The organism is Saccharibacillus sacchari, assembly GCF_037722395.1.
Lineage (GTDB): Bacteria > Bacillota > Bacilli > Paenibacillales > Paenibacillaceae > Saccharibacillus > Saccharibacillus sacchari_A.
Map to the genome: position 1 here is coordinate 18,946 of NZ_JBBKAR010000007.1, position 14,145 is coordinate 33,090.

The 14,145-nt window shown below is 53.3% G+C and carries 9 protein-coding genes and 4 riboswitches; all 9 genes read right to left on the reverse strand.

Features of this window, described 5'->3' with window-relative positions; genetic code table 11:
• Window positions 1–124: 124 nt before the first annotated feature.
• Window positions 125–3,388, reverse strand: a complete 3,264-nt coding sequence (locus WKI47_RS02870) for an immunoglobulin-like domain-containing protein (RefSeq protein ID WP_340225683.1) — start codon at window positions 3,386–3,388, stop codon at window positions 125–127.
• A 238-nt stretch (window positions 3,389–3,626) separates the two neighbouring features.
• A complete protein-coding gene (locus WKI47_RS02875; protein WP_340225684.1) occupies window positions 3,627–5,753 on the reverse strand; it encodes a serine hydrolase domain-containing protein in 2,127 nt (708 codons plus the stop codon).
• Window positions 5,754–5,882: 129 nt separating this feature from the next.
• Entirely contained in the window at window positions 5,883–7,184 is a 1,302-nt protein-coding gene (locus WKI47_RS02880) for a sensor histidine kinase (RefSeq protein ID WP_340225685.1), read from the reverse strand.
• Window positions 7,184–7,924 carry a LytTR family DNA-binding domain-containing protein gene (locus tag WKI47_RS02885; RefSeq protein WP_340225686.1) on the reverse strand — a complete coding sequence of 247 codons (741 nt, stop codon included), beginning with the start codon at window positions 7,922–7,924 and terminating at the stop codon, window positions 7,184–7,186. The genes WKI47_RS02880 and WKI47_RS02885 overlap by 1 nt, the downstream gene beginning before the upstream one ends.
• Window positions 7,925–8,000: 76 nt before the next feature.
• Window positions 8,001–8,594, reverse strand: a complete 594-nt coding sequence (locus WKI47_RS02890; RefSeq protein ID WP_340225687.1) for a hypothetical protein — start codon at window positions 8,592–8,594, stop codon at window positions 8,001–8,003.
• A gap of 145 nt (window positions 8,595–8,739) precedes the next feature.
• Window positions 8,740–9,555: a transglutaminase-like domain-containing protein gene (locus tag WKI47_RS02895; protein WP_340225688.1), complete on the reverse strand. Its 816-nt coding sequence runs from the start codon at window positions 9,553–9,555 to the stop codon at window positions 8,740–8,742.
• A gap of 13 nt (window positions 9,556–9,568) precedes the next feature.
• Window positions 9,569–9,651: riboswitch (cyclic di-GMP riboswitch) on the reverse strand.
• A gap of 141 nt (window positions 9,652–9,792) precedes the next feature.
• A complete protein-coding gene (locus tag WKI47_RS02900) occupies window positions 9,793–10,611 on the reverse strand; it encodes a transglutaminase-like domain-containing protein (RefSeq protein ID WP_340225689.1) in 819 nt (272 codons plus the stop codon).
• Between the two features lie 13 nt (window positions 10,612–10,624).
• A riboswitch (cyclic di-GMP riboswitch) is annotated at window positions 10,625–10,708 on the reverse strand.
• 67 nt (window positions 10,709–10,775) lie between these two features.
• Window positions 10,776–10,860, reverse strand: a riboswitch (cyclic di-GMP riboswitch).
• A 243-nt stretch (window positions 10,861–11,103) separates the two neighbouring features.
• Window positions 11,104–13,143: a choice-of-anchor A family protein gene (locus tag WKI47_RS02905; protein ID WP_340225690.1), complete on the reverse strand. Its 2,040-nt coding sequence runs from the start codon at window positions 13,141–13,143 to the stop codon at window positions 11,104–11,106.
• Window positions 13,144–13,219: 76 nt separating this feature from the next.
• Window positions 13,220–13,310, reverse strand: a riboswitch (cyclic di-GMP riboswitch).
• A 114-nt stretch (window positions 13,311–13,424) separates the two neighbouring features.
• Complete coding sequence (locus WKI47_RS02910) at window positions 13,425–14,075, reverse strand: class D sortase (protein WP_340225691.1); 651 nt, start codon at window positions 14,073–14,075, stop codon at window positions 13,425–13,427.
• Window positions 14,076–14,145: the final 70 nt, after the last annotated feature.

The window sequence follows — 14,145 nt, forward strand, 5'->3', positions numbered from 1 at the left end:
TGTCTTGAAAAGCACGAATCTTGAAAAATATGCAAAAAGCCTTTTCCCGATTATGATTCGGGAAAAGGCTTTTCTTATTTATCGCGGGTGTTGCAAGTGTCGCCTATCGCCGTTCTCGCAGCGATTACTGATACACTCGCATCAATACCTGCACGATCTCCGCGCGAGTCGCCGCCGCGTTCGGCGCAAACTTCCCGCCGCTATCGCCTTGCAGCACGTCGGTCGCCGTCAGCGCGGCTGCCGCTTCGCGAGCCCACGCCGGAATGCTGTCCGCATCGGCGAACCGGTTCAAGAGTGCTTCGTCCGCGCCTTTGAGCGTCAACGCCCGGTACAGCATCGCCGCCATTTCCGCCCGCGTGACCGCGTCGTTCGGACGGAAGTTGCCGGAAGCGTCGCCTTGTATCCAGCCGAGCACGCGGGCTTGCGCGATAGACTGGCCCGCCCAATCGCGGATCGAAGACTGATCCGCGAACGGCGCGGCGACGAGAGGGATCGCCTCTTCGCTTGCCGCTTCGTCGGCAACAGGCGCCAAAGCCCGCACCAGGATCGTCGCGAACTCCGCCCGCGTGACGGCTTTCGACGGACGGAACGTGCCGTCGGCGTAGCCTTTTACGAACCCGAGAGCAGCCGATTCGGTAATCGCCTCAGCGGCCCAGTGACCGGAAATATCCGTGAACGCAATCGCAGGAGAGATTCCGCCGTTCTCGGAAGCATCCGTTTCCGGCGTGCTTGGTGTCGTATCCTTCACGGCCAGAACCGCAAACTTCGTGAAGTGGTCGGTCAGCACGGTGATGACCGCGCTGTTCGAAGCCGATGCGCCGACCGCGTTGCGACCTTGCTGGATCGTGCCGCCGTCCATGCGCACCCACGGGCCTCCGTCTTCGTTCTGGTAGAAGACTGCGGCTTGTTCGCCTTGCGCCAGCTTCGACGGATCGAACGAGAGCGTCAGGCTGACCGGACGCAGGAAGTTCGCCGGGACGGTCTTGGTGAGTTGATATACCGTGCTCAGCGCTTTCGCTTCGGCGGTCAATCCGTTGTTGGCCGCAGTCAAAGCATTCATGCGGATCTCTATCCGACGGTTAGTCGCGCCTACGGGAATTTGCAGATAAACCTCGCTGCCCATGCTCACTTGTCCGGCTTGTCCAGCCGCAAGCGTCAGGTTTCCGTCGCTGGAAGACACCGGAACGGAACTCGCAGACGTTGGCACGGTCGGCGACCCGGCCGGGGTTGCCGTCGTTGGCGGATTCGCGATCGGCGGCTCGACAACCGGAGGTTGCGCTTTTTCCGTAACTTTCACCTGCCGCTCCGCTTGCCCGGTTTGACCGATCGGGTTCGTCACTTTGTACGTCAACGTGTAAGTGCCCGGACGGCTCGTATCCACGCTTCCTTCCGTCACGACGAGATCGCTCAGATCGCCGTGGAACGCATCAGATGCCGACGCGCCTTCATCAACGAACTTCGTGTCTTCTTCGATCTCCATTTCGATCTCGCCGTTCGGAATCACGAGCGGAGGCTCGATCACATAGACCGAACGCGTGACCGTCGATGTATTGAGAGCCGAGTCGCTGACGCTGTACGTCAATTCGTATACATCGTCTTTTTCCGTAAAGACTTTACCGGTGACGGAGATATTTTCCGTCAGCGATACCCCTTGCACGTCTTGCGCAGTTGCGCCCGGATCGACGAACGTTGTGCCCATGCCGACCGGCATTCGCGCTTCGCCGTTCAATTTCAATGTCGGAGCGACGGAATTGAACTCGCGCTCCAATACGTCGGATTGCAGGCTGTCGTGGCCTGCCAGATCTTTTGCCGCTCCTTGCGCCAATTGCACCGTAATCGTACCGTTACTCGAAGTCGGCGTCACCGTGAAAGCATATACGCTCGCGCTGACCGTTTCCGCTTTTCCGACTTCCGCCCCCGTCACGACGACCCGCTCCGTGTCGAACTGCGTTACCGGTTCGTCGAATTCCGCTTTTACAACGAATGGTTGATTGGTCGGATTGCCTGCCGTTGTCGACAAAGCAACGGACGGACGGCTGATATCCAACCATTTTGCATACAAAGTGGTATCGGCAAAAATAGGCGTATCGAAGTCGAAAGGATGAAGCAGACCGATATCTTCGTACCAGCCTTCGAACAGGTTTCCTTTTTTTGTCGGAGGCATTTTCATATCGTCGATCTTGCCTCCGGATGCGGTGATTGTTGTCGGAAGGGAACTTCCGCCCGTGCTGTCGAAGCTTACTCTTCGTTCGGGTACGATCACGAGCGAAAAATCGCCGCCCGCTTCAAGTTGCTTGATATGGGCCAACGGGAGCGGTTGCGGAGAGACTTGACCGATATAGCTCCTTATCCCTAACTGTCCACTATCGTTCGCGCCGAAACCATAAGCTGTGCCGTTTTCCGTTGTGACCAACGAATGCCGGCTGCCTGCCGAAACGGATTGGATCGCAGACAAGCCGGGCACGATCCGAGGAGTGGCAATAGCGCTAGGCGAAGTTCCCAATCCCAATTGGCCGCTGGTATTCAGGCCAGTGGCATATACGGTCCCATCTTCGGCAAGCAGCAACGAATGGTTCAAGCCTCCGTCGATCTGTTTGATTACGGGCAAATCCTTGACTTGTTGCGGCACGCGTGCATTCACGAAATCGCCCAGACCCAACTGACCGCTTGCGTTTTCGCCGAAAGCGTATACGGTCCCGTCTTCGGCAAGCGCGAGAGAATGATATCCTCCGGCCGAGATTTGTTTGATATGGGACAGACCCGGAATTTTTTGCGGCGTACTCCGATCCAAATCATCGTTCAAACCCAGTTGATAATGGTTGTTGGAGCCGAATCCGTACACTTCGCCGTCTTCGGTTAACGCCAGGGCATGGTCGGCGCCCGTCGAGATTTGCTTGATCGCAGGAAGACCCGCGACTTCTCCGGGTACTACCGGAGTTTGAACGTCTCCCCGGCCCAGCTGGCCCGAGTAATTGCCGCCGAACGAATACACTTTTCCGTCTTCCGAAAGAACCAAAGAAAACAAAGCTCCTGCCGCCACCTGTTTAATCGCCGGAAGACCGGTAATCAGGGTAGGGTACGGCGGCCAGATATCATAAACGGCGCCTCCTTGACCGTAACCGCTCGAACCTACCGAGTAAACTTTCCCGTCTTCGGTCAAAACCAGCGCATGATCGCCGCCTGCCGAAACTTGCTTGGAAACAGGAAAATCATATACGATTTTGGCGATGAAGCTGCTGCCTATCGGTCCCAGTTTCCCGTATTGTCCGGAACCGAATCCGTACACCTTTTCCGTCGCCGGCGCGGCAGCCTGCGCTTTCGGTATGCCGACCGCCCCAGGCAGTCCCCATGTCGTTGTCAGCAACAAAGCAACCAAAAACAGCAACACGCATGATTTCTTTGCATTCCGCCTTCTTTTTTCTGTTTCAGGCTTATTTTTTTGCATTTTTCATGCTCCCTCTTTTATGATTATGCTTCATTATATAAGGCAAAACACATTGTGAATACTACAAATTCAAGAGAAATTCGAAAAAATTATACTTTCCTAAAAAAAGTCCCGATTTCCAAAAGAAACGGAAATCGGGACTTTTCTATTCGGCGCAAAGCCGTTTATCTATTTTCTCGGATTATTTGCTTTCCAACGTCACCTTCACCACGTCCCCGGCTTTGCCGCCGAACACGATCTTGCCGCCTTCCGGCAGGACCGCCGTGTTCGTGCCCATCGCGATAGATAGAGCGACCGGAGCGCCGTCGGCGTCATAGACCGCGAAGCCCGCGCCTTCCGGCAGTTCGGCCGTGAGCGTTTTGCCTGCCGCTACGGTCGGAATATTGAACCAGCGTACGCTGCCCGAAGCTGGAATCGTGACGACGGAAGAGTGTCCGGCATACAGCGGATTGATGGAGTCTTCGCTTACGTACGTGCGGCCGTCGGCTTGCAGGTACTCGATGTCGCCTTCGCGGGAAAAGTCCAGGTCGAACACGTCGCGGCCGTTCATGACGGGAATCTCGGCGACGTTGACCGCGTGGTCGGCGTCGACGATCTTCGCGCCGTTGGCGTAGCCGCCGCTTGCGTCAAGCGATACCGTTTTGAGCAGCACGGACGGCGCGATATAGAAGAACGAATTGATCTTCTCGTCCAGCGCGTAAAACGTTTTGCCTTCGCGCTGCGTCCAAGCTGCCTTCGCCGAAGCTTCGACCGGGTTGGCGTCCAGCTTTTGCGCTTCGTAGAACGCCATCCGCGAGCTGCCCAGACTCGGCAGTTCGACCTGGCTGCTGACGCGGATATACGTATGGCCGTTGGTTTGCTCGTCGAAGCTCAGCACGCTGCGGCCGTCTTCGCTCGTAAATTCCCGATCGCCGGTATAGACGTAAGTTTGAGCGGGAATAAGGTCGCTCATCATGGCGGGCATTTTGATCTCGCCGTTTTGAATCGCCAATTCGCGCGTCTCGCCTACGGTTCCGTACAGGCCCGCATACTTGTTCAAATCGTCCGGCATAGTTTGCTTCACCGGTTTTTCGAACGTTTTTTCCGGCAAAATGTTCGTGATCTTGCCGTTTTCTTTGAGGTATTGCAACAGAATATTGGTGGCCGAAGTCGTATTGAAAATAGACGAACCACCGGAAGTCGTGAACGCGATCGACAGATCGTCGTCCGGTAGCGTGATCAGCGCGGAGTGGTACATGATCGTATCGCCGCCTTTGGTCGCCGCGCGGATATTGTATTGGCCGAACGGTTCCAGATCGACCGAATCCCAGCCGAGTCCGTATCCGAACGCGTTATTCGTATCCGGTACCCAGACGCCGCTGCGGTATTCCGGCTGAAGCATGGCTTCGGCGGATTCCGCGGACAACAGTTCCGGATGCTTGCCGCTCAGCAGTTCCGAGAACAGCGTCATCTCTTCGGTGGTCGAGTATACCCCGCCCGTACCGAGAATATTGGCGTTTTCGTCAGGCAACGCATTCGGCACGCCCGGCAAACGGACCGGTTCCAGCACGCTGCGGTCGAACGTGTCGAGCGGCGTTTTCGTAGATTTCAGGCCAAGCGGTTCGCTGACGCGCTTTTGCAAAAATTCGGTGTAGCCCATGCCGCTCACGCGCTCCACCAGCAGCTCCAGCAGTTGGAAGCCGTCGTTGGCGTAGACCGAATATTCGCCCGGATCGGACTTCAGGCGCTGCTTGCTCAGATTGCTTAGCAGTTGGTCGTAGTTTTGCGTATCGTTGTCGTTCATCAAGATGGTGTTTTTGTAATGCGAACCGTACAAGCCGGCGGAATGGTTCATCAGCATGCGCGGCGTGATTTGCTTGTAGCGCTCGTCCGCCATTTTGAAATCGGAAATATACGTCGTCAGCGGCTTGTCGAGATCGATCTTGCCCTCGTCGACGAGCATCATTGCCGAAGCGGTAACGTACATTTTGCTGACCGAGCCGATGCCGAACATGCTGCCTGCGTCGATTTTTTGCTTATTGCCGCTATCATCCAGCGTCGTGCCGCCGGATAATACCACTTTGCCGCCGTCGCGGATCGCGTATTGCGCGCCGGTCACGCCGTAGTTCGCCATCAGCGCCTCGATCATTTCCTGGGCTTTGGCTTGCGCTTGCGCGACGTTTTTCGGGGCGGTCGCTTGCGCTTGCGTAGCGGTCGGTGCGTTGACGTTCTGCGCGGAGCTTTGTCCTTCGGCTACCGGCAAAGCCAGCAGCAGCGCGACGAGCGCGGCCGTGCTTGTTTTTTTCCAAACGTGGGTCGGTTGTGTCATGTGTGATTCATCCTCTCCGTGAAGTGCGGGTTCTCGTATTTGATGACTTGAGCATAACCCGCAGATCGGAAAGGCGCGCGGAATCGTCCCGAAACGCAAAAAAAGATCCCCGAACGACAAGTTCGAAGATCATTTTAAATGAGGAAAAGGAAGCATCGCCATATTGTCGAACGTCCGGTTTTCCGTCGAGATCGTCATATGGCCGCCGTATTTTTCGCAAATCCGCTCGATATTGGTCAGCCCGAATCCATGCTCTTCGGCATTCGCTTTGCGGCTGCGCAGATCGGTGACTTCGCGCTCCGTCCGATTGCGCACGCGGACAAACATCGCCGCTTCGCTCGAACGGATCTCGATCCGGATCAACCGATCTTCGACCTGCCGCACGCTTTTGGAAGCTTCCACCGCGTTGTCCAGCATATTGCCGAGCACGACGCACAGATCGTAACGCTCGATCGCAAGCTCCGGTTCGCGCAGCCTCAGCTCGGTGTCGATCCGAATCCCGTTGGCCCGCCCCACGTTGAGCGCGTTCGTCACCAGCGCGTCGACGACCAGATTGCCGGTATTGACCCGCACATAAGCATTGTCGATACTTTGCAGCGTCGCTCGGATATGCTGAATCGCTTCTTCGCTTCGGCCGCGTTCGATATATTCCGCCACCACGAGCATATGCTTGTTCGTATCGTGGATGATCCGCTTGATCTCTTTGAAGCTATGCACCGTTTTTTCGTAATTGGCGTCCTGGTAATCCATCTGGTTTTGCAGCCGGTCGTTCTGAAGCGTCAACTGAAAACGGGCGATCAAAGTATCCAGCATATACACGACCAGCACGTTCAACACGATAAAGCCGAAAACGGACAGAAAGTAATGAATATTTTTTTCGCTGTACAACGTAAACACGTTCACGAGATAGATACTGATGATCGGCACCGAAAGGAACAGCAGCGAATAGCGCGACTCCAACGGAAAACGGCGTTTTTTGACCACGAGACGGATCACCTGAATCACCGCGAACATAATGGTACAGCCCAGCAGCATGGTCATGGCAAGCGACAGCTCATCCGGAATCTCGTCCGACGGCATTCTTAAACTAAACGGCTCCAGCGAAGGATGGATCAGATAGATCAGAATCAGATTGATCAACGTCAGCAGTACCGCATAGAGAATCGCAAACATCAATTTTAACTTTTGCGAGACGTTATACCCTTGGGCGAAAAGGAAAATAACCGATACCGCGAAAACAGACGACAGCAGATCCGGCAACGCAACTGTCAAATACACGAAGATCAACGGTAAAAAAGCGGCGATCCAGTATTTTTTGCCGCGCTTGCTTTTTTCCGTGCCGAACACCGAATTGAAGTAAAAGTTCACCTGAACAGCCATGACGAGCGAAGTCCCGATATTGATCAGAAGCAAAATCAGTTGATCTCCCATCATTCCATCCTCGACACCATAAAGCGCGTGCAGGCGTCTTTGACTTCCTTGATCTTCGAGCGTCCGATCGGAAGTTCGATCCCGTTCGACATGACTACCCGACTGCCGGAAAATTTATGCACATGCGACAGATTCACCAATACCGAACGATGGATTTGCAAAAAACGGCCTTCTTTCAGCGCATCGGCATACCCGGAAATCAAGCCTCTTCCGTCATGCACGCCGCGCGTCGTCGTGATCTTCAACCGGTTTTTCGCCGTAAGGCCGTTGGCTGCTTCGATCGCGATAATCTCGTCATGCCGCAGCACCAAGTCGCCTTCCGCCGATTTGACGATTAAGATTTCTTGCTCTTTTTCCTCGAAATAACGGCATAGCTTCAGCATTTTTTCTTCAAACACTACGGGATCGACCGGCTTGAGCAGGTACTGGAACGTCATGACGTCGAAGCTTTCCAGCATATACTCGGCATAGCTGGTCAGAAAAACGATCTGTTCGCTCAACCGCTTCGTTTCCCTGAGTTTGCGCGCCGTCTCGATTCCGGTCAGTCCGTTCATTTCGATGTCCAGCACCCAAATATGAAAAGGCTCGCCGCCGTTCTCGTAATGAGACAACAAAGCTTCGCCCGACTCGAATTCTTCCGTTTCAAAATCGATGCCGGACTTGACCGACAAATCGAGCAGCATGCGCCGAACGTCCGCCCGGCGCGGCTGCTCGTCGTCGCAAATGGCAATGCGGTACATGATAGGCGTCCCTCCGCGATTTTTTTCTTCTATTATATAGGTTTCGGCGGGGATCGCATATTATACTCTTTTTCGCTTAAAGCTCGGTTTCGTTCATCCAGTCGCCGTAAGCTTCATGAATCTTGCCCAGCACCTGTTCGGCTTCTTGTTTGTTTTGCGCCGGACCGGTTATTTTCAACAGACGCGGTTCCGCTTCGCCCATCCATTCTTCCGTCGACGTCCATAAATAGAATTGTTCAAAGTCGTTATCGAAAAAGACCGTCGCAAATTTGGTATGTTCAAACCAAGCGGTGCTTGAGTACTGTGGTTCATAGTTGTACGTGATGCTTCCCATATTGATTCCGTCTTTTCGCTCGCTAACCAAAGGCCCAGACATGGAATGACGCCCGTCCTTCATCCAGCCGAATCCGTCCGCCGTAATCTTCACATCCAACTCCGGTTTGCGAAACAACTTACGCGATACTTTACCTTTAATATGAATCACGGTCGGTTTGTTCGTATACGTAATCTCCGATTCACCCGATTCCGACGTTTCATAAGGATACGGCGTATCGGCAATCGACATAACCGCCGGAATCTCTTTGTCGATCTCTTTCGAAAACGGAAATTCCCACAGAAAAATCGCTAAGATCAAAAGGAAGATTAGTCCGAGTGCGTAAGGTGTTTTCATGATTGTTCCTCCTTCGGCTTACACCATCACTTCTTGTTTAAACGTCGTCCGCTGCTTTTTCGTTATGACGCTCCGCAAAAATAACCCTCTGCCGGGAGCAAAGGGTTTGAATAAGCGGATAGACCGGAGTTTGGAAAACGCTGTTTTAATAGACTTTCTGTACCGTATACTTGCTCGCTTCTTTGGCAAAAGGAATGATTTTCCCGGCTTGCCTGTAAGTGGCGTCGACCGTCGCGTCCACGATCACCCATTCGCCGTCCAGATAGACTTCGTTCCAGGCGTGGTACTGGGTGACGTAAGTCGTATTCCCCATAACCAGTTTGGTCGGGATTCCGGAGCTTCTCAGCATAACCGCCATCAAGGACGCATAATCGTAACACATCCCTTTTCCCGAAGTGAGCGTGTCGTCGACCGAAGGGAGATAGGCGATAGGCGTTTCTTCGGCTTCGTATACGACGTTTGCCGTGACATAATCGTAGATCGCCTGCGTTTTAGTCCGATCGGTTTTTTTACCGGACGTAAGCTTGGTCGCCAATGCGGTCGCTTTGCGGGCTTCTTGCCAGTTGACATTTTGCACCGAACTTAAAAACGCTTGATCCGCTTCGGAAGCCGTAAGTTTTACGGAGGCGGTATCGATTTTGCGATAATTCGTGCCGCTCACCTGTTCAAGCAACGTGATTTCGTAAGCACCGCCGCCGGATTGCAAAGGAAACGTCTCGGACACCCAGGCAGCATCCAGATTGTAGGTATACACGGTATCGGATTTGAGAATCATCAACTTGTAGCGTTTCGGAGAAAAACGGATATCATAGCCGATCGTCACCGTGCCTGGATGCGACGAAGAAACTTCGATCCCGGACACTGCTTCGGTTGAAGCGTTGGCGACCGATAACACAGAAGTCGATATCCAACCCATCACCAAACTGAAAGCCAAGGCCGTTTGTACCGTCCGTTTATACATCGCGCAATCTCCTTTCGATAGCTGGCTGCCACCCTTTCGGGAAAGACCCTTTAGCTTTGCGTCCCTGTTTTTCAAGCAGGTTTGCCTTTATCGTCGTGCTTACCATCCATAAAACAGAAAATACGCAAATGAATTCAAATTTAATCCATTATTTTAAAATAAATACCAAAAATAAAAACCTTGCCCAGAGGACAAGGTTAGAACGATAATCGAAAAATCGGTATTTTATTCGGAAAATCAGTATACTTTTTGCACGCTGTATTTGCTTGCGTCTTTAGCGAAAGAAATTGTTTTACCTGCGTTTTTGTAAGCTGCGTCAACCGTAGTATCCACGACTACCCATTTGCCGTCCAGGTAGATTTCGTTCCAAGCGTGGTACTCTTTGACATACGTTGTGCTGCCCATTACCAGTTTGGTTGGGATACCGGAGCTTCTCAGCATCACGCCCATCAAGGATGCGTAGTCGTAGCAAATTCCTGTTTTGGAGATCAGCGTAGCGTCTGCCGAAGGCAGGTATACATTGCCAACCGTTGCCGCCAGCTTTGTATCATATTTAACAGTCGATACGACATAGTCGTAGATCGCTTGTGCTTTTTCTTTGTCGGTTTTCTTGCCTGCTGTCAGTTTCGCTGCCAATGCCGTTGCGTTTTTAGCGTCTTTCCAGTTTACGTTTTGTACCGAGCCCAGAAATACGCTAGCTTGGCTATCGGAGCTCAGTTCAACCGAAGACGAGCCGATTTTTTTGTAGCTTGTACCGCTTGTATTTTCGAGTAGCGTTACTTCATACGAACCAGCGCCGGATTGCAAAGGGAAGCTTTCGCTTTTTTTCGCTGTGTTCAGGTCGTATGTGTATACCGTGCTTGCTTTGGCGATCATGACTTTAACTCTTTTGGAAGTGTTCGCGCTGTAGCTGACACCGATCGTGCCTTGACCCAGGGTCGAAGTGTCCAGCCAGGAAGCATCTACGGAAGAGGCGGAGGCCGGTGCAGCTACTGTAGGCAACAAGCCAGCAGTCAAGCTAAGTGCGAGTGTAAGTTTGAGGATCCATTTACGCATGGATAAAACTCCTTTCGGTGGCTGGCTGCCAACCCTTGCGGGTAAGGCCCTTTAGCTTTGCGTCCCTGTCTTTCGTCCAGGTTTGCCTTTATCGTTTTAGTCTTATCGTTCAATCGTGAGTTATTCAGGAAAATTTATATGAATGCACGAAAAAAGCCCTATCTTTCGGTGGCTGGCTACCAACCCCCTGGGGGTAAGGCCCTATAGCTTTGCGTCCCTGTCTTTCGTCCAGGTTTGCCTTTATCGGTGAAAAGCTTCTTCTAGTCATATAGTATCACGAATTTTTCATTTAACAAGACGGGCTTTTTATGAATTCATACAAAAGACCTAATTTATTTTTTGGAACTTGCGAACAACTTTCTTGAAAATTCGCTTCCTCTTAATATCATCGGTACGAAAGAACGATTCGATAAGCGATTCAGCAATTAATTTGCAATAAAAAGAACCGCTCTCTGGAAAAAGAGAACGGTTCTGGAAAGCTTGATCGGTATCTTATTTTTTTGCGGCACGTCGGAGCAATCCCGCGCCGAGCGCAACGAGCGCCAGACCCAGCATATAGACCGGAGTCTGCGAAGTCTCGCCGGTTTGCGGAAGCGTCTGCGGTTGGTCCGTCGACGGTACGACCGTTCCCGGAACGACCGGCGTTCCGAGCGGGGTCGGATTCTCGGGAACCGTTACTTCATCCGTAGGCGTAGGAACCGAAGGCGTTTCGGACGGAAGACCCGGCGTGCCTTGAGGCGTCGGATTTTCCGGGATGCTCACTTCGTTTTCGGGAACGGAAGGCGTCTCCGAAGGAAGGTCGGGAGTCCCCTGCGGCGTCTCGTCGTCCGGAATATCGACTTCCGGCTCGGACGGCGTCGACGTATTCGTCGAAGGCGTAGGCTCCGACGGTGTTGGTGTCGGGTCCGGTGTCGGCGTTCCTTGCGGAACCGGATCGTCCGTAATCACGACGGTGCCGGGATTAGTTGTTGGCGTTGGGTTCGACGTTGGCGTCGGGTCCGGTGTTGGTGTCGGATCTGGTGTTGGCGTTGGATCCGGTGTTGGTGTCGGATCCGGTGTTGGCGTCGGATCCGGCGTTGGTGTCGGATCCGGTGTCGGTGTCGGGTCCGGCGTTGGTGTCGGATCTGGTGTTGGCGTTGGATCCGGCGTTGGTGTCGGATCCGGCGTTGGTGTTGGCGTTGGTGTCGGGTCCGGTGTTGGCGTTGGATCCGGTGTTGGCGTCGGATCCGGCGTTGGCGTTGGATCCGGCGTTGGCGTCGGGTCCGGTGTTGGCGTTGGATCCGGCGTTGGCGTCGGATCTGGTGTTGGCGTTGGATCCGGCGTTGGCGTCGGGTCCGGTGTTGGCGTTGGATCCGGCGTTGGCGTCGGATCTGGTGTTGGTGTCGGATCTGGTGTTGGCGTTGGATCCGGCGTTGGCGTTGGATCCGGCGTTGGCGTCGGGTCCGGTGTTGGATCCGGTGTTGGTGTTGGATCCGGTGTTGGTGTCGGGTCCGGCGTTGGTGTCGGGTCCGGCGTCGGCGTCGGGTCCGGTGTTGGTGTTGGATCCGGTGTTGGTGTCGGGTCCGGCGTTGGTGTCGGGTCCGGCGTTGGCGTCGGGTCCGGCGTTGGTGTCGGGTCCGGCGTTGGCGTCGGGTCCGGTGTTGGTGTCGGATCCGGCGTTGGTGTCGGGTCCGGCGTTGGCGTCGGGTCCGGTGTCGGAATATCGCCTTCAAATGGATAGTTGTGCGATTCAATATGTCCGTCCAATGAAGCGCCTATGATCGTACCGTCGATATGAGCGTAGCCGGACTGTATGTTTGCGTTAGGAGCCAAGATCGAGCCTTTGACACTATTATTGATCGTCAACGAACTGGCTTCATAGAAGTTATAGATAATATTCTGCTTGTTGGCGTTTCCCAAGAAGGTTTCGCCTTTTTGCACGCCCGAAGTCGTTCCCGAGATGTTCAAAACAATCGTCGAGCCTGTTGGAACGTCGAAGCGAATCCCGTTGGAATTGCTGTACTGTTCGGCCGTTAAAGTGAAAATATTCAACTTGGTATCAGTACCTTTAAGACGCGCTTCTCCGTAATAGTCCGCGTATGTCCCGTTTGCGCTTTGCTTGGATAGCGATGCTGACTGATTTTTCAAATATTCCGCGGCCGCAGCGAAATCTACAATACTTGCTGCATCATTTGTCACGGTTCCCGTAATCGTACCGCTTTGTTGCTTGTCAAGCGTACCGCCGTAAGATACGTTGCCGTTCGCTTGCCCGTTCGAAAACGTCAGGTTTCCGCCTACTACAAGGATAGGTCCTGTGCTGTTTTTAGGATTGCTGCCGACCGAATATCCTTCGACGACGACGTTGCCGCCTGCCGCGATCCGGCCTTCGACATCGGTATATTTTTGATTGAGATCGCCGAGCACGAATACGTTGAACAACTGCGCAGGGCCGAGAATCGAGCTGCTCGAAGCATAGATTTTCACGTTCGGATGGCTGAACCCGATCGATAGCGCCAACAGCGTCGCCGCGGAAATTTTCGTAAATTTGTTCATTTGCATCTCCTCCGTTACTGAACCGTATTTGGCGCACTCTTCGCGGAAAGCGCAAAAAGACCGCCAGAAATTGCTTCGTGGCGGTCGGACGGTCATTGTGCGAGAAGATGCACTGTAGACTCCGGACTTTGCGTCCCAAGCTTTCGCTTGGTTTGCGTTTCTCAGGATCATACATTCGATTTGGCATAACCAATCTGTCAACCAAATTACTCACAAATAATATAATGGATTTTCAAAAGGAGCGTCAATGTTACTTTAGTCCCAATTCAAAGGTTGTAAGCCTAATTTTTTAAAATGGCATGTACGATCAGGCGATGAGTCGGATTAACCAACGGATCGCACGTGATCAAAGTCAACGCTGTCTCGCCTTCAGTGGGATTGAGCACCCAGACTTCCGTCGGCTCGACGATATGGATCTTGTCCACCTCATACGTATACTTCTGTCCGCCCTGATCGATTTCGATCGTGTCTCCGACCTTCGCTTCGCCCAATCGGTTGAACAACCGGCCTGTTTTGTGCGCGCGGTGGGCTGCGACGGCCATATTGCTGTCTTCCATTCCGGCAAGACCGGTTCCGGTGACGTGCACGGCCGCGCTTTTCATGTTTTCTTTCGTGGCGCCTTCGACGATCGGGAGCTTGATGTTCAGCTTATCGTATCGAATAACCCCAAGCACTTCGCCGTCTTGCAACGAGTCCGCGTCCAGCGCGTCCGTACTGTCTTCGTCGCCTTCGTCCAGCAAATTCGAGATTTTTTCGTAATCCGGGACAGCCGATTCGCTCGATACACGCGTGAGATCCAGCGGTTTTTGGCTTTCGGTTTCGGCTTTTTCGAGTAACTGCGCCTGGGCGCGATCGTCCAGCCAGTTATTGACGGTGGGATATAAAATGATGCAGAGTCCCAGCAGCATGATGATGTACGACCATTTTTTCAATGCCGTTCCTCCTTTTGCTTATTCCAATCAGTCTGTATATGTCCTTATAACCTCAAAAGTATGGCACAAA

What these genes read in the sequence shown, in the direction of transcription:
- WKI47_RS02880 (WP_340225685.1), bottom strand. Translation starts at nt 7,184, where the DNA reads ATGGGAGATCAACTGATTTTGCTTCTGATCAATATCGGGACTTCGCTC.
- WKI47_RS02890 (WP_340225687.1), bottom strand. Translation starts at nt 8,594, where the DNA reads ATGAAAACACCTTACGCACTCGGACTAATCTTCCTTTTGATCTTAGCG.
- WKI47_RS02900 (WP_340225689.1), bottom strand. Translation starts at nt 10,611, where the DNA reads ATGCGTAAATGGATCCTCAAACTTACACTCGCACTTAGCTTGACTGCT.
- WKI47_RS02905 (WP_340225690.1), bottom strand. Translation starts at nt 13,143, where the DNA reads ATGAACAAATTTACGAAAATTTCCGCGGCGACGCTGTTGGCGCTATCG.
- WKI47_RS02875 (WP_340225684.1), bottom strand. Translation starts at nt 5,753, where the DNA reads ATGACACAACCGACCCACGTTTGGAAAAAAACAAGCACGGCCGCGCTC.
- WKI47_RS02895 (WP_340225688.1), bottom strand. Translation starts at nt 9,555, where the DNA reads ATGTATAAACGGACGGTACAAACGGCCTTGGCTTTCAGTTTGGTGATG.
- WKI47_RS02885 (WP_340225686.1), bottom strand. Translation starts at nt 7,924, where the DNA reads ATGTACCGCATTGCCATTTGCGACGACGAGCAGCCGCGCCGGGCGGAC.